The sequence below is a fragment of the Brevibacillus antibioticus genome, from assembly GCF_005217615.1.
Lineage (GTDB): Bacteria > Bacillota > Bacilli > Brevibacillales > Brevibacillaceae > Brevibacillus > Brevibacillus antibioticus.
Map to the genome: position 1 here is coordinate 6,085,964 of NZ_SZNK01000001.1, position 22,343 is coordinate 6,108,306.

At 47.5% G+C, this 22,343-nt stretch carries 21 protein-coding genes; 17 read left to right on the forward strand and 4 right to left on the reverse strand.

The window, feature by feature from the left end:
* Positions 1-26 precede the first annotated feature (26 nt).
* The 7 genes from E8L90_RS29330 to E8L90_RS29360 all read left to right on the forward strand — a co-directional run bounded on the left by E8L90_RS29330 (position 27) and on the right by E8L90_RS29360 (position 7,254).
* Complete coding sequence (locus E8L90_RS29330; protein ID WP_137033069.1) at positions 27-974, forward strand: carbohydrate ABC transporter permease; 948 nt, start codon at positions 27-29, stop codon at positions 972-974.
* Positions 975-991: 17 nt separating this feature from the next.
* Positions 992-1,819 carry a carbohydrate ABC transporter permease gene (locus E8L90_RS29335; RefSeq protein ID WP_137033070.1) on the forward strand — a complete coding sequence of 276 codons (828 nt, stop codon included), beginning with the start codon at positions 992-994 and terminating at the stop codon, positions 1,817-1,819.
* Positions 1,820-1,842: 23 nt separating this feature from the next.
* The gene (locus E8L90_RS29340) at positions 1,843-2,805 is read left to right on the forward strand and encodes a GNAT family N-acetyltransferase (RefSeq protein ID WP_137033072.1); all 963 of its coding nucleotides are present in this window, start codon (positions 1,843-1,845) and stop codon (positions 2,803-2,805) included.
* A 30-nt stretch (positions 2,806-2,835) separates the two neighbouring features.
* Positions 2,836-4,449 carry a glycoside hydrolase family 3 protein gene (locus E8L90_RS29345; RefSeq protein WP_137033074.1) on the forward strand — a complete coding sequence of 538 codons (1,614 nt, stop codon included), beginning with the start codon at positions 2,836-2,838 and terminating at the stop codon, positions 4,447-4,449.
* A gap of 38 nt (positions 4,450-4,487) precedes the next feature.
* On the forward strand, positions 4,488-5,402 hold the full coding sequence (murQ, locus tag E8L90_RS29350; RefSeq protein WP_137033076.1) for an N-acetylmuramic acid 6-phosphate etherase: 915 nt from the start codon (positions 4,488-4,490) through the stop codon (positions 5,400-5,402).
* A 174-nt stretch (positions 5,403-5,576) separates the two neighbouring features.
* Complete coding sequence (locus E8L90_RS29355) at positions 5,577-6,512, forward strand: cation diffusion facilitator family transporter (RefSeq protein WP_137033078.1); 936 nt, start codon at positions 5,577-5,579, stop codon at positions 6,510-6,512.
* 124 nt (positions 6,513-6,636) lie between these two features.
* On the forward strand, positions 6,637-7,254 hold the full coding sequence (locus tag E8L90_RS29360; protein WP_137033080.1) for a DUF3267 domain-containing protein: 618 nt from the start codon (positions 6,637-6,639) through the stop codon (positions 7,252-7,254).
* Here the strand turns inward: E8L90_RS29360 and E8L90_RS29365 are convergent.
* Positions 7,251-7,592 (reverse strand): DoxX family protein, encoded by a 342-nt coding sequence (locus tag E8L90_RS29365; protein ID WP_016742213.1) that lies wholly within the window; start codon positions 7,590-7,592, stop codon positions 7,251-7,253. The two genes, E8L90_RS29360 and E8L90_RS29365, sit on opposite strands and share 4 nt — an antisense overlap.
* Before the next feature lie 109 nt (positions 7,593-7,701).
* Between E8L90_RS29365 and E8L90_RS29370 the strand changes: the two genes are divergently transcribed.
* Positions 7,702-8,448: a Crp/Fnr family transcriptional regulator gene (locus tag E8L90_RS29370; protein ID WP_137033081.1), complete on the forward strand. Its 747-nt coding sequence runs from the start codon at positions 7,702-7,704 to the stop codon at positions 8,446-8,448.
* Here E8L90_RS29370 and E8L90_RS29375 read toward each other — a convergent pair.
* Positions 8,400-8,891, reverse strand: coding sequence for a DUF2569 domain-containing protein (locus tag E8L90_RS29375; RefSeq protein WP_137033083.1), 492 nt, complete (start codon positions 8,889-8,891; stop codon positions 8,400-8,402). The two genes, E8L90_RS29370 and E8L90_RS29375, sit on opposite strands and share 49 nt — an antisense overlap.
* Before the next feature lie 151 nt (positions 8,892-9,042).
* Between E8L90_RS29375 and cuyA the strand changes: the two genes are divergently transcribed.
* The 5 genes from cuyA (at position 9,043) to E8L90_RS29400 (ending at position 15,441) form a co-directional block, all read left to right on the forward strand.
* Complete coding sequence (gene cuyA, locus E8L90_RS29380; protein WP_137033085.1) at positions 9,043-10,041, forward strand: D-cysteate sulfo-lyase; 999 nt, start codon at positions 9,043-9,045, stop codon at positions 10,039-10,041.
* A 185-nt stretch (positions 10,042-10,226) separates the two neighbouring features.
* Positions 10,227-11,525, forward strand: a complete 1,299-nt coding sequence (locus E8L90_RS29385; RefSeq protein ID WP_137033087.1) for a hypothetical protein — start codon at positions 10,227-10,229, stop codon at positions 11,523-11,525.
* A gap of 233 nt (positions 11,526-11,758) precedes the next feature.
* Positions 11,759-12,991: an MFS transporter gene (locus E8L90_RS29390; RefSeq protein ID WP_137033089.1), complete on the forward strand. Its 1,233-nt coding sequence runs from the start codon at positions 11,759-11,761 to the stop codon at positions 12,989-12,991.
* Between the two features lie 25 nt (positions 12,992-13,016).
* A complete protein-coding gene (locus tag E8L90_RS29395; protein WP_137033091.1) occupies positions 13,017-14,438 on the forward strand; it encodes a M20 family metallopeptidase in 1,422 nt (473 codons plus the stop codon).
* Between the two features lie 19 nt (positions 14,439-14,457).
* Positions 14,458-15,441: a glutaminase gene (locus tag E8L90_RS29400; protein ID WP_425267123.1), complete on the forward strand. Its 984-nt coding sequence runs from the start codon at positions 14,458-14,460 to the stop codon at positions 15,439-15,441.
* A gap of 85 nt (positions 15,442-15,526) precedes the next feature.
* Here the strand turns inward: E8L90_RS29400 and E8L90_RS29405 are convergent, their stop codons facing one another.
* Positions 15,527-17,692, reverse strand: a complete 2,166-nt coding sequence (locus tag E8L90_RS29405) for an insecticidal delta-endotoxin Cry8Ea1 family protein (RefSeq protein ID WP_137033093.1) — start codon at positions 17,690-17,692, stop codon at positions 15,527-15,529.
* 155 nt (positions 17,693-17,847) lie between these two features.
* Between E8L90_RS29405 and E8L90_RS29410 the strand changes: the two genes are divergently transcribed.
* The 4 genes from E8L90_RS29410 (at position 17,848) to E8L90_RS29425 (ending at position 21,648) form a co-directional block, all read left to right on the forward strand.
* Positions 17,848-18,813 (forward strand): PfkB family carbohydrate kinase, encoded by a 966-nt coding sequence (locus tag E8L90_RS29410; RefSeq protein WP_137033095.1) that lies wholly within the window; start codon positions 17,848-17,850, stop codon positions 18,811-18,813.
* Between the two features lie 12 nt (positions 18,814-18,825).
* Positions 18,826-19,719 carry an AEC family transporter gene (locus E8L90_RS29415; RefSeq protein WP_137033097.1) on the forward strand — a complete coding sequence of 298 codons (894 nt, stop codon included), beginning with the start codon at positions 18,826-18,828 and terminating at the stop codon, positions 19,717-19,719.
* Between the two features lie 29 nt (positions 19,720-19,748).
* Positions 19,749-20,525, forward strand: a complete 777-nt coding sequence (locus E8L90_RS29420; RefSeq protein WP_137033099.1) for a GNAT family N-acetyltransferase — start codon at positions 19,749-19,751, stop codon at positions 20,523-20,525.
* A gap of 139 nt (positions 20,526-20,664) precedes the next feature.
* The gene (locus E8L90_RS29425) at positions 20,665-21,648 is read left to right on the forward strand and encodes a helix-turn-helix transcriptional regulator (protein WP_137033101.1); all 984 of its coding nucleotides are present in this window, start codon (positions 20,665-20,667) and stop codon (positions 21,646-21,648) included.
* Between the two features lie 135 nt (positions 21,649-21,783).
* Here the strand turns inward: E8L90_RS29425 and E8L90_RS29430 are convergent, their stop codons facing one another.
* Positions 21,784-22,266, reverse strand: a complete 483-nt coding sequence (locus E8L90_RS29430; protein ID WP_137033103.1) for a hypothetical protein — start codon at positions 22,264-22,266, stop codon at positions 21,784-21,786.
* Positions 22,267-22,343 lie beyond the last annotated feature (77 nt).

Consider the following 22,343-nt stretch of genomic DNA (forward strand, 5'->3'; position numbering starts at 1 on the left):
TCAATCAGTGAGGATGTGTGCCAACCATGCTAGAGCTGCAAACCAAGCAACAGGCGAAGCCTGCTGTGAAAAAGAGAAAATGGTTGGATAGCGAGGGGAGATGGGGACTGCTCCTGGTCTCCCCTTATCTCATCCACTTTCTCGTATTCGTCGTGGGAACGTCGGTCGCGTCATTGTACTTCAGCTTTTCGGACTACGATATTTTAAATCCGCCTAAATGGACGGGCTTGGACAACTATGAAAAGCTGTTTGAAGACCCGCTGTTTTATCGCTCGTTATGGAATACGTTCTATTTTACGCTTCTGTACGTTCCGGCCAAAACGTTTTTGGCGTTGCTGTTAGCGGTAGCCCTCAATCAAAAGCTGAAGGGGCTGAAATTTTTCAGGATGGTTCACTTTTTGCCAGTCATCTCCTCCTGGACGGTGATCGCGTATGTAGCGGATGCGGTATTTAACCAGCGGATCGGTTTTGCCAATGCTTTTCTGACCAAACTGGGCATCGCCCCGCAAAACTGGCTGATTGATGAATTCTGGGTCATCCCGGTCTTGGTTCTCATTGCGATTTGGAAGTCAGTCGGCTACATGATGATTATTTTTCTCGCTGGACTGCAAGGAATTTCTTCTGACATGTACGAGGCAGCCTCGATAGATGGTGCCAACGCTTGGCAAAAGTTTTGGCGAGTAACAGTCCCGATGATTTCTGGCACGACGTTTCTGGTCATCATCTTGAATACGATTTACTCCTTCCAAAACTTCGAGCAGATTTTTGTCATGACGGGTGGCTCTACGGAGGCAGGCTCGACAGGTGGAGCGAATAACGCCAGCCTTGTCCTGATGCTATTCATGTTCCGTCAAGCATTCAGCTTTTTCAAAATGGGCTACGCCTCTGCTATCGCGTGGGTGTTGTTCCTCATCCTGCTTGCCATTACGCTCATCCAATTCAAGCTGCAAAAGAAATGGGTTCATTATGATTAAGAGGCAAGGAGGTAGCCATGCAAAAGCGTTTTCCACTCAATAAAATCGTCGGATACCTGTTTGTCATAGCGAGTGCGTTGATTATGCTGGTACCGTTTTTGACGACTGTGTTTAACTCGCTGAAAACTTACAAGCAGTACATGCAATTTCCGCCAGAATGGCTGCCCAATCCAACACAGTGGAGCAACTATGCAACCGTGTGGGAACAGGCGAATTTTAGCAGCTATACGATCAACAGTCTGATTGTCGCGATTCTTTCTGTTATCGGGGCTTTATTGTCCAGCTCGATGATTGCCTTTGCCTTTGCCAGGCTGCGTTTTCCTTTCCGCGACACGCTGTTCATGATCGTGCTGGGAACGATGATGATCCCGGGGATTGTCACGATCGTCCCGCAGTTTATTATCTTTAAAAATTTGGGACTGCTCGACACGTTGGCTCCGCTTTGGATTTTGGAGTGGCTCGGACAGCCGTTTGCCATTTTTTTAATGAGGCAAGCATTTTTAAATATCCCGAAGGATTACGAAGAGGCGGCAAAGCTGGATGGCTGCAATCCGTTCCAGATTTACTGGCGAGTGTTTTTGCCGATGTGCAAGCCTTCCTTGGCAACTCTGGCGGTCTTTACGTTTATGGGGAAGTGGAATGAGATTTTAGCGCCAGTCATTTATCTCATTTCGGACGAAAACTTCACGCTGCCGATCGGGATATTGTCTTTGAGTGGTCAGTACAAGACAGAGGATCAACTGCTGGTGGCTGGGGCCTTGATCAGCTTGATTCCGATTTTGATCGTGTTCTTGTTTGCCGAGAAATATTTTGTGGAAGGCTCCAAAACTTCTGGATTGAAATAGGGCGTAAGGGAGGCTGACATCCTATGCAATACGTACCTTGGGACGATCAATATGCGGATGCTTTGTGCGAGCTGTGGAATCAGGAGTTGGGTGATCGCTTTCCGATGCGGCCAGCGCTCATGCGGCAAAACAGCTTCGAGGATCAGAATGTAGTCAAAGCCGGGTCGTGGATTGCGCTAGATGCTGTGACGCAGCGTCCCGTCGGTTTTGTCGTGGCCAAATGCTGGCAGGAGGGGCTCGATATTCAGTTGGGAATAGGCATCGGCTGGATACAGGTCTTGCTCGTGGCTACCGCACATCGCGGGCAAGGGGTCGGGCGTGAATTGCTGGCAAGAGCGGAAAAGGCGTTGCGAGAGCAAGGGGTGGAAAAGATCTTGCTCGGGCGCGATCCGTATCATTATTTCCCGGGCGTACCCGATGAATCTGCGGATGTAAAAACGTGGTTTGAGCGACAAGGGTATCACTCGGAGGATCGATTGGAGAACGATCTGTTAGGCCAATATCACGAACCAGCAGAGCTGGAATTGCCAGAGGTACCAGATGGCCGCTTTCGCTTGTTGACGAGGGCGGACGAGAATGCCTTCTTGGCCTTCTTGCATCGATGCTTCCCCGGACGCTGGGAGTATGAAGCCATACACTATTTTCAGCGGGGAGGAACCGGACGCGAATTCGTTGTGGTGGAGCTGCACGGTGAGATCGTCGGTTTTTGCCGGATCAATGATGCCGATTCTCCATTTATTTCCCAAAACGTCTACTGGGCACCTTTGTTTGCAGATGAGCTGGGCGGCATCGGTCCGTTGGGCGTGGATGCGGAGTACAGAGGACGGGGCCTGGGACTGGCGATTGTGGAGGCAGGCATTGTGGCTTTACGAAATCGCGGTATATCAAACATTGTCATCGATTGGACGACGCTGGTCGATTTCTATGCGAGGCTCGGGTATCGCAGCTGGAAGCAGTATGCGAAGTACGGCAAAGCATTCTCTTAAAAAGAGTGGGTCAGTAGGGAGGAGGATTCTATGCAAGCCGAACATATGACGGTGGAACAGAAGGTCGGGCAACTGCTAATGATCGGTTACCCTACGCTGGATATTCCCGAAGAAATGGAAGTGTGGATCAAACAAAAACAGATTGGCAACGTGATTCTTTTTAGCCGCAATATCGGGACACCGGAGGAGACTTATCAACGCGTACAAAAGCTCCAGAGCTGGGCGTATGAGTCTGGGCATCCCTATCCGCTGTTGATCGGGACTGATCAGGAAAATGGCGTGGTTTCCCGTCTGCAAAAAGGGGCGACGCGCTTTCCCGGAGCGATGGCTTTGGGTGCCACAGGTAATCTCGATCAAGCCAAGCGCATCTACCAGGCAACAGGTGAGGAGCTACGTGCAGCAGGGATTTCAGTCAATTTCGCTCCGACGGTCGATGTGAACAACAATGCGGACAATCCGGTCATTGGGGTGCGGTCTTTTGGAGAAGCGCCAGAGCAGGTGGCTCGGTTTGGTGAGGCCGCCATTCAAGGCTTGCTTGCCAGTGGTGTCATTCCCGCTATCAAGCACTTCCCGGGTCATGGTGATACGAGCATCGATTCTCATGAAGCCGTTCCTGTGCTCGAACATGATCGGACGCGACTGGATCAGGTTGAGTTGGTCCCATTCCAGCGCAGTATAGCGGCAGGAGTCCCCATGGTGATGGTTGGACATATCAGTTTGCCGAGTATGGATAAGTCGGGTTCTCCTGCTACGTATTCCAAGGAGATCGTGACGGGAATATTGCGTGAGTCCCTCGGCTTTGATGGGGTGGCAATAACGGATTGTATGGAGATGGCTGCCATTGCGGATACCATCGGGGTTGCGGAGGCGGCGGTGCGTTGTGTGCAGGCTGGGATTGATCTTGTTCTGGTTTCCCATACACATGAAGTTCAGCAAAAAACGTATGAACGACTCGTTGCGGCCATTCATTCGGGGGAGCTGTCAGATGAGCGGGTCAACGAAGCAGTCAATCGCGTGCTGCAATTAAAGAAACGATTTCTTTACTGGGAACATAGCTTGCGAGCAAATGGCCCTTCCTTTAACCGTGTCCAACATGCAGACATGGCGAGAAGTGCGCTCGCCCAAGCTATAACCTTGGTGAAAAATGAACATCAGCTGCTTCCTTTACAAAGAGGCACACAACCACTCGGTGTAATTTTTCCGGGGATTGCTAACCTCACGTTGGCAGAGGATGGGCAAGCAGCTTCTGGTGATTTGGCCGCACCATTGAGAAAATATCGTGAAGTTGAATACCATATGATGACGACGCTCAACCCGACAGAGGATGAAGTAGAGATAGTGGCGAATGTGATGTCAGCCACGGAGCAAATCGTCGTTTTTACGTACAATGCCCATATCTTGAAAGGCCAATCGCTATTGGTGAATCGGCTCGTTCAACAGGGGAAAAAGGTCGTGGCTATCGCCCTGCGAAACCCGTATGATCTCTTGGTCATGCCAGAGGTCGATGCGTATCTCGCTGTTTACGACCATTCGTACGATGCCATAGAGCTTGTGGCAGATATTTTGTTCGGGGAACGAAAGGCCGCTGGACATCTTCCAGTCAGTCTGATTCCATCGGAGAAAAAGCAGCAAGGTAAGGGGTAGAAAGAGAAGATGAGTGTAGATGGGTGGGAGGTAACTGAATGAAATTTCACCTGCGTGACTTAACGACAGAAACAAGAAACCGGAATACGGAAGAGCTGGATAAATTCTCTACGATGGAAATTGTCCAGATTATGAATGAAGAGGATAAAACAGTTGCGTTTGCCGTTGAAAAGGAGCTGGCTTCGATTGCAGCGGCCGTTGACTTGATCGCAGAATGTATGGAGAACGGAGGAAGACTCTTTTATTTTGGAGCAGGAACGAGTGGAAGATTGGGCTTGCTCGATGCTGCTGAATGCCCCCCAACCTTTGGGACGGACCCCGCATTGGTGCAGGGAGTCATAGCAGGGGGAGAAAAAGCGATCGTCAGGGCAGTTGAAGGAGCCGAAGACGTGGAGCAAAACGGCAGGGAAGATGTGATTTCCTATGGCGTAAAGGCAGGGGATGCCGTGGTGGGAATTGCTGCCAGTGGTCGGACACCCTATGTCATCGGAGCATTGGCGGAAGCAAGAAGGCAGCAGGCAAAAATCATATCGTTGTCCTGCAACCAGGTGGCACAGATCAGCCACGGTGTGGATGTAGCGATTAATGTGGTAGTAGGACCAGAGGTAGTAACCGGATCGACTCGCTTAAAAGCAGCGACGGCGCAGAAGATGGTTCTCAATATGATTACGACAGGATGCATGGTACGGTTGGGGAAAGTGTACAAAAATTTGATGGTCAATGTGCAGGTAACCAATGAGAAACTGAAGGAACGGGCAAAACAAATCGTGGCAGAAGCGACCAACGTCTCCACCGATGAGGCAGACGTACTGTTGCATAAGGCAGACGGTGACGCAAAGCTGGCAATCGTGATGCAAAAGACAGGGCTGCGAGCAGAGGACGCAAGCCGCTTGCTCACCCAGTACAAGGGCAATATCCGGCGAATTTTGGAAAGGAACCACAATCAGGAATGAGCAGCCTAATCCTTTTGGATGAGGCTTTTTTTGTGTTGGGACGACCTGACTGGTAATGAAAATCACTTGTATGATCCATAAAATGTTCATTTGAATATTGGCGAAAAAGAGGATATGATTACATTCATTCTTATATTGTAATTTCTATAATTTGAATGGACAGAGGTGATAGGTATGAAAAAGGGTGATTTTCACCATCTTGATCATGTGAAAGAACAGCAAACATCGAAGAAAACACTGTGGATTACGCTCCTATTGACGTTGTTTTTTACGATCGTGGAGGTTGTGGGGGGCTTGATGTCCAATTCACTCGCGCTCCTGTCCGACTCCGCCCATATGATTTCTGACGTTATTGCGTTAGGGTTGAGTATGACCGCTATTTATATGGCGACACGTAAGCCGACGAAGAAGTACACGTTCGGATTTCTCCGTTTTGAAATTATTGCTTCGTTCTTGAATGGCTTGGCTCTTGCCGTGATTTCGATCGGGATTGTGATTGAAGGGATCAAACGGATGATCAATCCGCAAGACGTTGATTTGCAGTTGATGCTGACGATTGCATCCATCGGTTTGGTTGTAAACATTGTGCTGACCATCGTACTTTCCCGCAGTATGAAGGAAGAAGACAACCTCAATGTAAAAAGCGCGTTATGGCACTTTATTGGGGATTTGCTCAGCTCCGTCGGTGTAATTACGTCGGCGATTCTCATTTACATGACAGGCTACTACTTGTTCGACCCGTTGATCAGCTTAGTGATTGGGGGAATTATTTTTACAGGTGGTGCCAAAATTATTCGTGAGTCGTTACTCGTGCTGATGGAATCCGTTCCAGAGCAGTTTGATCTCGATCAAATCCGGCAGGACCTCAGTGAGGTAGAGGGTGTGGAGGATGTTCATGAGCTGCACCTGTGGGCGGTATCCACTGAGCATTACTCCCTGACAGCGCATGTGTTTGTTCGCGAAGGCATCCAGCCGTATTGTGTCATTCTGGCGATTAATCACATTTTGCAAACGAAATACGGAATTGACCATTCGACGATTCAGATCGAGCACCCGACGATTCTGGATCACGGGGAATATGGCAAGCAGTTTTTGCTTGAGCAAGCATAAATGACCATGAGAAAAAGGCTAATCTCCAAGGAAGCTCAGGAGATTCGCCTTTTTTATTTCCTTCCCCTCAATGAAACTGAACACATAGGGTGAACGTCTAAATAGAAAGGAAGGAGGTTTTCTTATGAGAATCACAACCAAATTACCACAGTATCATGAAAATGTACATGTCGAGTTGATGAAAGATGAATGGGTTCCACTGAAAGAACCACAGAGTTTGAGCAGGGCCACTCTTTTATCGATTCCTTTCATGCTGATCAATGCCCTCATCGCCTTTGGGATCATCCATATTTTTTCGCCAATAACCTTTCAGGAATTGGGGCTGACATCTGACTCGCTATCCATATCCATTGACTTCAGCGTGATATTCTCTCTACTCGCCTTGGTCATTATTCATGAATGCTTGCATTTGATCTTTATCCCGAATTTCTTGAGATCAGAAAAAACATGGATGGGGCTAACGTTGTTTGGCGGGTTTGTAGCAACAGAAGAAAAGATTCCAAAAGCAAGCTACATCCTGATTACCGTCGCTCCATTCATTCTCATTTCGGTTATGTTGCCATTTCTTCTAGGTTTTTTGGGGCTGTTCACTACTGTATTAAAATTTATGATTTTGATAAACGCAATCGCTTCATCGGTTGATATGCTGAATCTTTTCCTGGTGATGAAGCAAGTTCCGAAACAAGCAATCTTGATCAGTAACGGACAAAAGACGTACTGGAAAGCGCTCGGAAACGATTAAAGCCAAAGGAGAAGCAACGAACAAATAAGTAAAATTCCTGCATTTATCGCCATGACGGGTTTATGCTTTGCCCGAAAAAGATGGGCATGGATAGCACCGAGCATGAGGATGGCGAACAGGATACAAGCGAATGTTAAGACTCCAGGAATCCAAAAGGAGCTAATTACGCCGATAACTCCGACCAGCTCAAGTGAGGCAATCACGTCCATAAACCAAAGGGGGTACCCATATTCCTTCCAGTGCTGAAGCATAGAGTTTGCGCGTAAAAATTTCATTAACACAGAGATGGAAAACATCAAAGCCAAAATCAGTGAAAGAATCATGATGAATGTGTTCAACGATTTACACTCCTTTGTTCATTCGAAATCCATTGCTTAACGAGGAGTATAATGGGAGTGATCCATACAATATGTAGTCCAGCCTACAGTGAGCAGGAGGAAGTACAGGGTGATCGAAAAGGAGAAATTTTTATCCCGCATCCATTTGTTTCAGTCGTTAAGTGAAGCAGAGCTAGCCCAATTGGAACCGGCGACTCCTATGGAAGTGGTCAAAAAAGGAACGATAATTTCCTCCCCTCATCTGGAGCTAAAAAGGCTGTTTTTGATCAAGGCTGGGAAGGTTCGCCTATACAAGCTTTCGGCTGACGGCAAAGAGCTAACGATTGATTTGCTCGGCACAGGCCATGTTTTTGGCGAGATCGGGTCTTTTACGATTAGTTCAACCAATATGTACGCCGAAGCGTGGGAAGATTCGGTGATTTGTTCGATTGATAAAGGACAATTTGAAGAGCTGATGCTGGAGAAACCGAGGCTTGCCTTGCATTTTATCGAGATTGTCTCGAATCGCTTGCAAGAGGTAGAAGAAATGATGGAGCTCATGGCGTATGGAAGTGTGCGACAGCGTCTTGTATATTTGCTCGACAGGCTGTGCGAAAAATATGGAGGAGAGCGCCAGGCTGACGCACCAGAATGGATCGAGCTGGCAGTGAACCTGACGCATCAGGAGCTGGCGACGATGATGGGGTGTATTCGTGAAACAGTAACAGAGACGCTTCATGAGCTAACAGTAGAAGGTATCGTGAAGAAAGCGGGACTGCGTAAGCCGTTATGGGTGCATCGGGAGCGATTGAGGGAAGCGCTGGCCCCTCATTCATTCACAAATGTATTCTTTACTCGTATGGACAAGCGGAAATAGGGAATCCAGATCATTGCGGTAATGCCAGTCTGGAGCAATCTTAGTCCTGATTGCTTGACAAGCTGACTTGTGTCTCCGAAAAGACTATCAAAGCTCGCCCAAGCCAACAAATCGATCACGTTTAAGATGATATAAAGAAGAATCATACCAACAAATAAATGGGGAGCACGTTTCTTTTTCTGGAAATAAAAAACGAGAAGGGTCAGTGAAAATGCGAGTAAACCTATCTCTAACAAAATGTTGCTGTAGTAATACAAAGTGAACGACAGACTTTGCTCCATAAACGGTTGGAGCTCTTCAATTGCTTCAGCATGATCTTGAAAAATGCCGATGATGGATGCAAGCACGGAAAATGGGCTGAGAACGACCATAATGGTCGGCCAGATTAACCAGCCGCCCAATCCGTTTGGCTTCTTTACAGTTTCTTCTACTTGGACATTCATTCGTGTTTTCTTACCTCTCTGTTCGTAATGTTGTGGGTACCAGATAATGGTATAGAATGAAAGGCAGAAGGTCAATTGTGAAAACTAAGATTTTTGCAAGGAAGCTGGCAAGAGGTAATCCCAAGATACGATAGAAGAAGGGAAGAAAAGCATGAACAAAATCCGTTACCATCGCAGAAAATACACGCAGGGTCATACACCAATCGAAAGGCTGGAGCGACTGTCCAAGGAGTTAGGCGGACCGAGCATTTCTATCAAGCGAGACGACATGCTTGGCTTGACAGCAGGGGGAAACAAGACGCGAAAGCTGGAGTATTTGGTGGCAGAGGCGATCGAACAAGGAGCAGACACGTTGATTACATGTGGAGCTGTCCAATCCAATCACTGTCGATTGACCCTGGCTGCGGCAGTTCGCGAAGGTCTGCACTGCCAGCTCGTGCTGTCCGCGCCTGAGACGGGCGACTACCAACCGCAAGCGAGTGGGAATCATCTGTTGTTCCACTTGCTCGGAGCAGAAAAAATCGAGGTCATTCCCGCTGAGGCAGATTTGCTTGCAGCTATGGAAGAGCTCGCTGAAAGTCTGAGAAAACAAGGCAGAAAACCATATCTGATTCCTGTAGGAGGCTCCAACGAAGTCGGGTCTTTGGGGTACATGGCGTGTGCGGAAGAAATCGAGCAGCAGGCCTGGGAAACGACGACTCCGTACGATTATGTCGTGACGGCAACGGGAAGTGGCGGTACGCAAGCAGGTCTCATTGTCGGTTTTATGGCGCGTCAGTCCAACACAAAAGTAATCGGGATCAATGTCAGCCGAGATCGGGCTGCACAAGAAGCAAAGGTGATGGGGTTGCTGCGCAGTACAGCGGCACGGATCGGTTTGCAAGGGGACATACGAGCAGAAGCTGTGCTTTGCGACGACAGATTTGTCGGGCCAGGCTATGCGATTCCGACGGATGGCATGATCGAAGCCGTTCGGCTGGTTGCGCGGACAGAAGGGATATTGCTAGATCCTGTCTATACCGGAAAAGGAATGGCAGGGTTGATCGGCTTGATTCGCGAAGGGCATTTTACCAAGAGTGATCACGTATTGTTCCTGCATACGGGTGGTTCACCTGCACTCTATACGGTACCACAGTTGTTTTTGCCGTAAAAAAACAGGCAGTGGCAGCGATGACGTACCATTGCGTTCAGAGCTACCACTGCCTGTTCAGCAACCACCCATCCGATAAGACCCTTCCCATTTATTTGGAGAAGGGTGGATTTGTTTGGGTGAATCTGTATAGAATGGTCGTATGTAAGGCTCGTCTAAATAGAAACGCAGAGGTTGGTTGATCGATGTTTAAAATCGGCGTGGTTGGTCCCAAGCAATCGGTAGAGAGAATCCTTGCGGTTGCCAAGGAATTCGATGAAGGAATGAATTTTATTCCCTATATCTATACAGAAACAAAAGAAACCGAAAAAATCGTTTTGGAAAATGACCAGTACGTGGATCATTGGCTTTTTTCGGGACCACTTCCGTACTTGATTGCCAAAAATGCCCTGGACGATGAAAAGCGGATGGAGCATATTTTTCCGACGGAATCCAGCATCTATAAAGGCTTTTTGGAAATGGTGTACACACGGGAAGAGCTTTTGGATCGGGTCAGTATCGATATGCTCTCATCTGCTAAGTACATGGAAGATTCCCTGTACAACAGCAGCATTTCCGTGAGCCAACTATACGTGAAGACATTTGAGGTTACGATTAATCCGCAAGAGCTGCTGGCCTTTCATCTCGATCTATGGAACAAGAAAAAGATTGATGCTGCGATGACCTGCTATCCGACCGTCTATCAATCGTTAGTTGATGCAGGTATCCCGGCCTATTGGATTTCTCCCAGTAATATGGACATTCATCAAACAGTCCGCGTGTTTGTCGAGAAAGTGCGGACGTCGTATTTCAAGGATACACAAATCGGGATCGAGATGATTGAGGTCGAGCAATTTGACAGAATCAAGGAAAGCGCAAAGACCCCGTATCATTTACAATATTTAGGACTGCGTATAAAAGAAGCCTTGATCAAGCTGTGCGAGCAAGTGGACGGATCACTTCTTGAGCAAGGCAATGGCCGATACGTCATCTTCAGCACGCGCGGGACGATTCACAGGGAGATTCCTACCTTGCAAAACACTGTAGAGTATTTGGCGAAGGAAGCAGATACGACGGTCGCAGTCGGAATCGGTTTTGGAGAGACGGCTTTTGCAGCAGAGATGAATGCCCATCGAGCCCTGCGCCAATCGAAGGAAAAAGCAGCGCGAGATATCGTCATGATTCAGGATGACGGAACGATCGTGGAGTGGGTCGGTCAGGAAGAGGAGCTCATCTATTCGTATCGTGCCTGCGATGATGAGGTTTTGGAAAAGCTGAAGAAGGGGAACATCAGCGTCAAAAGCTATAAAAAGCTCGATGCCTTGCTGCAAAAAATGGGTTGGACCGATTTCACGACAAAGGATCTGGCCAAATATTTGCAAATGAGCGAGCGAAATGCACAGCGAATCGTCGCGGATTTGTGCGCCGTTGAGCTGGCGGAAAGCGCAGGGGAGGAATCACAATCAACGCGAGGAAGACCCATCAAACGATACCGACTTTTGTAAGCACCCTGTTACGGGTGCTTTTTGCATTGCCCAGACACAACATGTTAAAAAAACCGTTGCCAATAGTCTCAACATTTCGTAGAGTATATATAACGACATGTCGTAATATATGCGGTAAATAAGAGAGCTGGACCATATTTGCGCGGATCGTCAGTCATCGAACGAGATGAATGCGCTTTCGCCGAAATGAAAGACTAGCTTCGTCATGCATCTAGAAGGAGGTATCCACACGTATGGTATCAGCACGCACGAGAAACTGGATTTTAGCGCTACTCTTCCTGGGCTGGGCATTAGGGAACCTGGATCGATACGTCATGAACTATGCCATTTTGTCGATCACACAAGACTTGCAGCTTAGTGCTTCATCCACAGGATTATTGCTCAGTAGTTTTTTTGCTGGTTATGCACTCATGCAAATGCCTGGAGGTTGGCTGGCAGACCGATTTGGTGCCAGAAAAGTACTCATCGCTTCTGTTGTCATGTGGTCTATTTTTACGGGGCTGACCGGAGCCGCTTGGTCTATGGCTTCGATGATTCTCATCCGTTTTCTCTTCGGGATCGGCGAAGGTGGTTTCCAACCAGCCAGCTCGAAGATTATCGCCACCATCTTTCCTGTCAAGGAACGCTCACGAGCTATGTCCGTCATGCTCTCTTCTAGTGCCATTGTTGGACTTTTCTCTCCGATTTTATCCGTTTGGATGATTCAAACCATGGGCTGGCGGACCATGTTCGTCGTCATTGGTGCAGTTGGTGCCGTGATTGCTTTTCTGTACTGGCGTCATATTAAACTTCCGCAAGATGAGTCTGCAACGAATACACTGAATGGCTCCGAGCAACGAAAAAGCTCCGTGTCCTTGTTGTTAAAAACGCCTTTGCTATGGAGTCTATTAATCGCTTACTTTAGCATATATGCAGTAAACTGGGGCCTCGCAACCTGGATGCCGACTTACTTGAGCAAGGTACGCGGACTGGATATGGTATCGCTCGGCTGGCTACAAACGATCCCAGGCTTCGCTACGTTGGTCGGTATTTATGTGAGCGGCTATGTACTGGACAAGCTGCCTAAAGGTCGCGAAAAACTGATTGGTAGTTTCTCCTGTGTGGTAGTCGCGGTCCTCTTGTACTTCATGTTTACTGCATCGAGCGTGACGATGTTTATTACGTACCAAGCAATTGTGTCGCTGTTCCTTGCCTTTGTGATCATTCTGTTGCCATCTGTTGTCCTGAAAAATCTTCCGGCTGCGGTAGCGGGAACAGGGATGGGCATCGTGAATACAGGTGGACAGCTAGCTGGCTTTATCACGCCAATAGCGATTGGTTTTATCGTAGAAGCGTTTAACGGTTCATTTGATGCAGCGTTTTGGATGCTGATCGGCTTCGCGATCATCTGCATCGGCGCACTCTTATCGTTGAACTATGAAAAAGGCGAGCTGTTGAAGCAAAACGCCGACAGTGCATCCGCCTGAATATCGAGAGAAAGGAGCGTATGAAATGAACAGAACCGAGATCATTTCTGCGTTAATTGAACAAAAAAGAGACGCGTTTATTCGCGTTAGCGATAAAATTTGGGAAACACCCGAAATTTACTTCGAGGAGCATCGCTCTGCCGAGTATTTGTGTCAAGCACTGGCAGCAGAGGGCTTTGCAGTGGAGAAAGGAATCGCTGGACTGGGCACTGGTTTTGTTGCCAGCTTTGGAAGCGGCAAGCCCGTCGTAGCCATCCTGGGTGAGTATGATGCGCTGGCAGGCTTGAGCCAGAAAAAAGGTGCGATCAACCATGAGCCGATTGTGACTGACGGTCATGGGCATGGATGTGGACATAATCTCTTAGGTGCCGGTGCGTTGGCAGCAGCCGTTGCCGTTAAAGATTACATGGAGAAAACCGGCTTACAAGGTACAGTTCGCTACTATGGGTGCCCAGCAGAAGAAGCGGGCTCTGGAAAAGCGTATTTGGCAAGGGCTGGCGTATTTGCTGACGTCGATTTTGCACTCTCTTGGCACCCTGCGACAGCGCCAAGCATCATGAACATCAGTTCGCTTGCGAACTACTCTGTTCGTTTTCAGTTTCACGGAAAAAGCGCGCATGCAGCCGCCGCTCCGCATTTGGGACGCAGTGCCCTGGATGCCGTGGAACTGATGAACGTAGGTGTGAACTACATGAGAGAGCATATGATCCCGGAAGCACGGGTTCACTACGCGATTACGAATACAGGCGGAATTTCGCCAAACGTCGTCCAACCGTTTGCGGAGGTTGTGTACCTGATTCGCGCTCCGAAAAAGCAGCAAGTGAAGGAACTGTATGGAAGAGTTTACGACATCGCACGGGGAGCCGCCTTGATGACGGGAACCACCATGGAAGCGGTGTTTGAGGGTACAGCTTCTGATCTCGTGCCGAATACGGTATTAGCGAAGGTCATGCACAAAAATCTGCTGGAAGTCGGCGTGCCTGTGTACGATGAAGCAGATCAGCAATATGCCAAACAAATTCAGGCTACCTTAACAGCAGAGGATATGAGAGCTTCGTTGTTCGGTTTGGATCGTGAAACAGCGAAGCAATTGAAGGACAAAGCGATTGCGGATGTGATCGGGCCACTTTCTACGCATGAGTTTACGCTTGCTGGGTCTACGGATGTGGGAGATGTCAGTTGGCAAGTTCCGACGATGCAATGCATGACGACATGCTGGGCACTGGGAACGCCTTTCCATACGTGGCAGGTCGTCTCACAGGGGGCTATGCCAATCGCACACAAAGGGATGCTGCAAGCAGGAAAGGTCATGGCTGCTACAGCGATCGAGGCGATGGAAAACCCGGCGTTGATCGAACAGGCAAAAGCCGAATTGCAGGAACGTTTGGAAGGAGAAGAATATTTCTCGCTCATTCCTGACGATGTTCAACCACCTCAAAAAGCGTAAATCGAAGGTGAAAAGGAAGTTGGTTAGTCAAGTGGCGCAGCAAACAAGAACGATTGAAACAGACTGCTTGGAACAATGGACCAAGCAATATCGCGGGGAATCTAGCAAGGGGAAATGCGCTGCCTATATCCCTGCTCTGAAAGAGGCTGACCCAACACAGCTAGGGATTTGTGTGATGGGACCAGATGGACAAATCAGCAGGGCAGGCAACTACGATGCTCCTTTCACCCTGCAAAGCATTTCCAAAGTCATCAGCTTTCTCGCAGCATGTACGCACCACGGGATTGCGAATGTCTTGGAGCAGGTGGATGTAGAGCCTACGGGAGACGCATTTGATTCGATGGTTCGGCTGGAAATGCACAAGCCGGGAAGGCCTTTTAATCCCATGATCAATGCAGGGGCCATTACGGTGTCTTCCTTATTGCAGGGGAACGGAGTCCAGGAAAAATTCCTATCCTTTCAAGACATGGTCGAGCGCATGACAGGACGCAAGCATCAGATCAACGAGGAAGTGTATCGCTCCGAGTGGCAAACGGCCAACCGCAATCGTTCCCTCGCCTACTATCTCGCAGCGACTGGCTTTTTGGCTTGCCCGGTAGAGGATGCTTTGGACGTGTACATCCAGCAATGCTCTCTGGAGGTAACGGCAGAGGATATCGCAAAAATCGGCTTGATCCTGGCGCATGATGGCTATGATCCGATACGCAAGGAACAGCTTTTCGGCAAAGAGCTGGCTCGCGTGACCAAAGCACTGATGGTCACATGCGGAATGTACAACGCTTCCGGCAATTTTGCCGCTTTTGTGGGTGTGCCAGCGAAAAGCGGCGTGTCAGGAGGCATTATGGCTGCCGTCCCTCCGCGTGGGCGTTCCCGGGAGCTGCCTTTTGCTGGTGGCTGCGGAATCGGTGTGTATGGCCCTGCTATTGACCAGTACGGAAACAGCGTAGCAGGTGTAGCGCTGCTCAAGCATATGGCAAGTGCGTGGGATTTGACGATTTATTAAAAAGAAAAGGCTAGAGATCACAGATCATGTCTGGATCTTTAGCCATTTCTTTTTGTCCATTGTACCTTGATTCATTTATAAACAACTAATTACTCAAGGAAATTGTCATTGTTCCTCTTATTCCTTTACCAGCACTTTGGTTTGTGTGAAGTACAATTTTATTAAAACCATTTGGAATGGATGTATTAGGATAATTGTAATTTTGACCTGAACCAGGTATAGGAATTTCTTTTCGCAATGTTGAATCTTGATAAAATTGCAGTACCGCTGGTTCAGTAGAAACATTTGCGGTTCCTGCTATAGAAATACGGCTGTTAATGGTATCACCTTTCCAAAGCGTTTTTGAAAAAGGATAACCATCCGGAGCATAAAGGTAGTATGGACCTGAAAATAAATTTGCATGAGTTTGAACTGGAACAAACTCAATCCGATCAATAAACAGATTACCCTGCGTTTGACTGGTGGATTGTCCGAGACGTACATCAATCTCTCCTAAAGGTAGGGAGATAGGATCAGGAAGAGAGAGTGTAAGCAACCTATAGTTTCCATTTTGTCCTGGCACGTATCCTTGATCTTGAACGTTTTTGGTACTTGGAAATGTAAAATTACCGCCTTGAAGAGTCTGATTTCCTGCATGAACGGATTGCCAAATATCAATGCTTGAATCTGAAGGGTTTGCATAACGGACACGAATATGGTACTGACCTGCTAGTTTATTTGTAATAGGTACAACGAGAGAAGGCCCGAGTGGAAGTTGAACCGCGTTGGTCCCGTTCAATCTTTCCTGTACAACGTTAAGTGAGCTACCATCCTCCATATAACCTTTTTCAGCTGGAATTCCTTTAATCGTAACTACTCCTGTTGTTGGATCTGATTGGCCTATTACATTTTCGGGATGGAGATTTTTGAAAACGAATGCATTTATCACTGCATCTTGGCCACCCAGTTCATCTGTCCATGGAAAGACAAAATGAACTTTATGGTTTTCAGGTGCTACAACCCTCTTGTCATATCCATAACTCCCTCCATTGGTAATACTCGTCCCATCTGCAAAATCCATCATGATTCCAACATACGGACTCATAACCCGTGGTGTTACTCCAATTAAAGGATTGTCTCTTGAAATGTTGATAGGGTCATTTGCACTTCCACCGGAACCGCCGTACGTATATGTTTGTGATTGATTGTATCCTCTATCTAATACTTGCTGAATCTGATCCACTCGATCCCATGTTCTCGTTGAAATTTGCGTCAGTTCACCCGGGAAATTTCCATACAGGTACGTGCTTGGATCACCAGCGGATGGATAGCCTCTCCAATCAAACCTTCCTACTAGATCAGAAAATAAGAATCTCGTTTGTTCTATATCTGTTTGTGTCGGGTAAACTTCCGGACTGTCATTCGTAGGCCATTTATCAAAGGTAGGCCATAATGCAGCAATATCAAACCCATATAATGTTGACGTATAGATAAAGTCGTCGGTGCTAATTTGACTAGATTCATCGTCTTTTATGTTTTGTAGCCCTGTTGCAAAAAGAGTATAAACATTCTCACTATGCTTCACGATCCACTGTTTTAGATAAGTCAGAAAGTTAGTTTTATCTGAATCACTAATTCCCCAATCTGTTTGTTTTGAAATGGCCTCTTTTAAAAGGCCTAGATGCATGGTTGCTGCTTGGACATATAAAGGAAGTGCATAGGCTGCATAGTCTTTTAGTGTAAATTGGGGTATGTCATGAACAAATTGGAGGTGAATCGTATTAACTGTGCTCCCTATAGTTGAGGTCTTCGGATCGGTTAAATTCTTTACTTCTGTAGCTAAAGCATCTAGTTCATTTTTCCAACCTTGTAGCAGTGCCTGTAATTTGTTCAATGTGTCTGTTGTTAACGCTTGGTTAATTAAATCTTGAATCTGCTGCCGCAAAATATCAAATAAATCAGGTTGTGAGGGGGGCCAAATTAAATCAATAATAGGAATAAAAAAGCCAATTACAGGCCCTACAAAAGGAACATAGGAAGAAGCATAGCTTAATATCGTTGTGACTAAAGCACGATAATCGATATTATTGTCTGTTGCAATCTGAAGGTAATCTTGTGTAATTTGTCCATGGTAAACATCATTCCAAACATCTTTTAATAATTGCTCCCAATCAAATCCGTCTGCCTTGTTAGCTAGATTGTTCAACTGTTGATAAGCAGATGTCGATAGTGTGTTATAAGGACCAGTTGATAAAAGATTTTTTTCCTGCATGGCATGATTCCCCCTTTTTGATAAATAAAAACTACGCTAATCAATTTCCTTATTTTAACATTTTCGGTGTATGCCAGTACATCCGCTGGCTTTCATTGGCAAAAAAAAGAACCTGTGACATACTGGAGCTATCACGGTCATCGGGGGAAATCAACATGATAGATGTGGTTGCATTTGGCGAGTTATTGATTGATTTTACACCTGTACAGCAGAAGGAAAAGCCGGGCAGCATTGCATTTGAGCAAAATCCTGGAGGAGCGCCTGCCAATGTACTTGGAGCCCTGTCTCGCTTTGGGAAACGGACTTCATTTATTGGTGCGGTGGGAAACGATGGGTTTGGGCGTTTTTTGCAACAGACCTTGATCCGACAGAATATTGGCACAGAAGGGCTCGTACTCACGGAGGAAGCGCCTACGACGTTGGCTTTTGTCCATCTCGATGAGACGGGCGATCGTTCTTTTCACTTTTACCGCAATCCGGGTGCAGACATGATGCTGCGGGAGCAAGAGGTGAGCGAGGCGCTGATTGCCCAGGCAGCTATTTTTCATTTCGGTACGTTGTCCTTGACGCATGAGCCAGCCCGATCAGCAACCTGGAAAGCAGTCGAGTACGCGAAAAAGCATCAGCGGCTCCTTTCCTTTGACCCGAATATTCGAGAGTCCTTATGGGGGGATCTAGAGGAAGCGAAGGCTATGGCCCTCAAAGGAATGGTGCAGGCCGATATCGTCAAGCTGTCCGAGGAAGAGCTGGCTTTTCTCATGGGGAGCGAGGATGTCGTGGAAGCGACAGCGTGGATGCTTGCGCAATATGATCTGCAAGCTGTTTTTGTCACGTTGGGGGAAAAGGGATGCTTGTACCGCACACGAAATCATTTCGGTACAGTCGGTGGATTTCAAGTAACCGCAATCGATACGACTGGAGCGGGAGACGCGTTTGTGGGCGCGCTGCTCTATCAGCTTCTTGAGGTGGGGGAAAGCATGCTGGATATCCCACAAGCAACGTTAGAGGACATCGTGCGCTTTGCTAATGCCGCAGGTGCACTCGCGACAACGAGATCAGGTGCCATTCCCGCCATGCCTACGCTGTCTGAGGTCAAAAGCTTCATGGAAGCAGCACGGTAGGAGGGAAGCGTCATGATTTTTGTGGAAGTGATCCTGCCTGTCCTGCTCATTTTTCTTAGCGGCTATATTTTGCAGCGCATTTTCAAAATGGATTTGAAGCCGATCTCTTCCCTGGCGATTTACATCTTGTCGACGGCACTCGTTTTTCGGACGTTTTACAAAACACAGCTCGACTTGCAATTATTTTATATCGTGGTGATTTCGCTGCTTTTGCTGGCTGCTCTCGTTGTGATCACGCAGTTGACGGCACGTATGTTCAAATACGATAAGCAACAGGAGAGCGCACTGATGCTCGCGACGGCCTTCATGAACAGTGGCAACTACGGGACGCCGATTATTTTGTTTGCCTTTGGGGAGGCCGGCTTTACGTATGCGGTGCAAATCATGGTTTTTCACGCGATCATGATGGGCGTATTCGGCGTGTATTTTGCCTCTCGAGGCGGGAATGGGATGGGGACGGCCATCAAGGCGATCTTCAAGCAGCCGTCTAATTACGCTGTGGTTCTCGCAATTTTGCTACAACAGCTGCAAATCGTCATCCCGCAAAGCTACTACCAGGCGATTGATCTCGTTGCACAGGCGGCGATTCCAGTTGTGATGCTCATCTTGGGCATGCAGCTCGCCAATGTATCGACCAAAGCGCTAGAGTGGCAGGGACTCAGTGCTGCGAGCGTCATTCGACTCGTGGCGTCACCACTTTTGGCGTACCTCATTTGTCTGTTATTCCCGATTGATCCGCTTCTGCAAAAGGTATTGGTCGTTCTGGCAGCCATGCCTTCTGCCGCCACTACTGCGATCTATGCGATCCAATTCAACATGCGACCGCAATTCGTCTCCAGCAGCGTGTTGGTTACGACGGTGATTAGCATAGGTACATTAACGTTTTTGCTGAACATTTTGCACTAGTTCTGACGTAGACAAGGGAGGAAGAAAACATGAACAAGACAGAAGTATTGCGGCTTTTTGACAAAGAGATGAGAGTGGAAATCACCTATCCGCCACTCCGGCGGGAGGAGACAGAACACCTGGTTCGCCACGTCTCTCCCACCCCGGATGATTCAGGAGTCGTCTTGTATTCCAGGTTGTCTGAAGAAAATGCAGAGGAAGTTATCAAGCAGGAACTCGAATATTTCTCAAGTCTACAGCAATCCTTTGAGTGGAAGCTGTTTGATTATGACCAACCAGCTAATTTGCTTGAGAGGCTGAAAGATCATGGTTTTACAGTTGATGAGGAGGAAGCGACGCTTGTGTTGGAGGTGGCGCAGGCAGAGGAGTTACGAAGCCTTGTCATTCCGCCAGAGATACGGCAAATCACTGACTCGGCGGGCATTGATGATATCATGCACTTGAAGGAACAGGTATGGGGCAGTGCGAATGAGGAGCTTGCTGCGAGATTAAAACGGGATTTGGCCGAAAATCCTGAGCATCTGCTCGTGTATGCAGCGTACAGTGGCGATCGAGCAGTGAGTGCTGCTTGGATGTACTTGCATGAGGATACGTCCTTTGGCAGTCTGTGGGGAGGCTCTACTCTGCCTGATTTCCGAAATAAAGGCTATTATACGGCCCTCGTAGCAGTGCGGGTACAAGCAGCACAGGAACGCGGGTATCCGCTACTGATGGTGGATGCGAGTCCGATGAGTCGACCGATTTTGGAGAAAAAAGGCTTTGAATTTCTCGCCTATTCTTATCCTTGCTTTTTTGAGTATAAATAATAGCGTGGAAAAGGAAGCTGCCCATTGCTTTGAGGGGCAGCTTTTCTTTTGTAGTTGCAGATAGTCGCCTGTGTAATTATTATGAGAATAAGAATCATTTGCAAAAGCATCCTACATATGGTTAGGCAGGGAGAAGGTCATGGAGCAAGCATCTGTACATTCCATATACGATAGCTATATCAATGCATTGCCCTCTACAAAAAGTGATCGCATTGTGTCCGAAGCGAATCGGTACACACTGACGAATAAGGATGGCTACTTTCGGAGAGTGATTCCTCGACCGGGATTGGAGCTGGTCGAATCGAGCTATTCCCTTCAGGAAAACCGCGTCATGGATTTACAGTCGCAGGCAGCCATGGTTGAGCTTAGCTTTTGCTTGGAGGGGAGCGGGGAGTTCGTCGTCTCGGGAAGCCAGCACGAGTTTTTGCCTGGGAGCTGTTCCCTTCAATTGATGAACGACTTTCATGCGCATTTTATGTACCGGGCGGATGTTCCTCATCGATCTGTCGGGATCGGTATTTCCGTGGAGCAATTTAATGAGTGGGTGGCGGAGAGCGATGTGGGAGCAGCATATTCATTTCAAGGGCTGCTTGGCAATCAAGCCTATCGTCTGTTTCGGATGCCGTTACAACCGAATATGGCTCGGATGCTCCAGCAGTTGAACGATTTTTCATCCTCTCATCTGAAGCTGCGAAGATTGCATACGGAAGGCAAGATTCTTGAGATTGTGTCGTCGGCGCTGGATACGTTTTTGTTCGAGCGGGAAGAGAATCGACCGAGGAGACAGTTATCTCGGAGTGATCGGGAAAAGATTCACAGCGCCCGTGACATTCTACTCGAAAATATGGAGTCCCCGCCTTCTCTGATCGAACTGGCGCGTTTGGCGCAGCTCAATGAATACAAGCTGAAGATTGGCTTTAAAGAAGAGTTCGGGACAAGTGTATTTGCCTATTTGCGGGAAAGGCGTTTGGAAAAAGCGCTTGGATTGCTGCGGGAGGGCCATCTGAATGTCAGTGAGGTTGCACTCATCGTCGGATTCTCCAACTTCAGTCATTTCTCCGAGGCGTTTCGCAAGCAGTATGGACTCAATCCTTCCGAAGTGAAGCGGGGGAGGTTTTGCTAGTTTTACAAGCCATCAGACCGTGTTATACGTCTTTCTCAGGTAGTTGGGAACTGACCCTACCAATCAAAACAGCGGTAGCCATGACCAGAAAATAAAGTCCTAGACTCCCGCTGTTTTATTGAACTATCGAACCCGTTAGCGTAACGGCCTGGTTGAACTTAATAACTGATTCTGTTGGTCTAAACTTCTTAAGGCATCATCTACTACTTCATTTGAGAAATTTCTTACTATTATTTCATTCTCCATCAAAAATACATTACCAAGCATGTTTCGCTCGATGTAGTCCCACAGTCCATTTTTCGTACAAATGGAACACCATCTCTTTTCGCCATTGCTAAATGTTACTGTAACCTCAATATGTTCTAATGATTCTTCACTGGGGTCATTTATTTCGTCATCAAATTTCCATGAAAGCATTGTGGTTACATTACTTCCGGCAGGTAAGAAATGACTTTTTCTAAACCACCTTGCTCGGTGATTATCGCCTACGATTTTTATCTGTTGTTTTTCATCATCTTCAACTAATACTTCATAATTCTTGCCTCGTGTCAAAGCATTTACATATGTCCCTACAAAATCACAAATTACAATTTTGTTTTTTACATTTTGATTGTTCATTTCCCACCCTCCTATATTGCATTTGAAATAAGCATATCAAAAACCAACAAATTACACGAAACTGCCCTTTCGTTGAT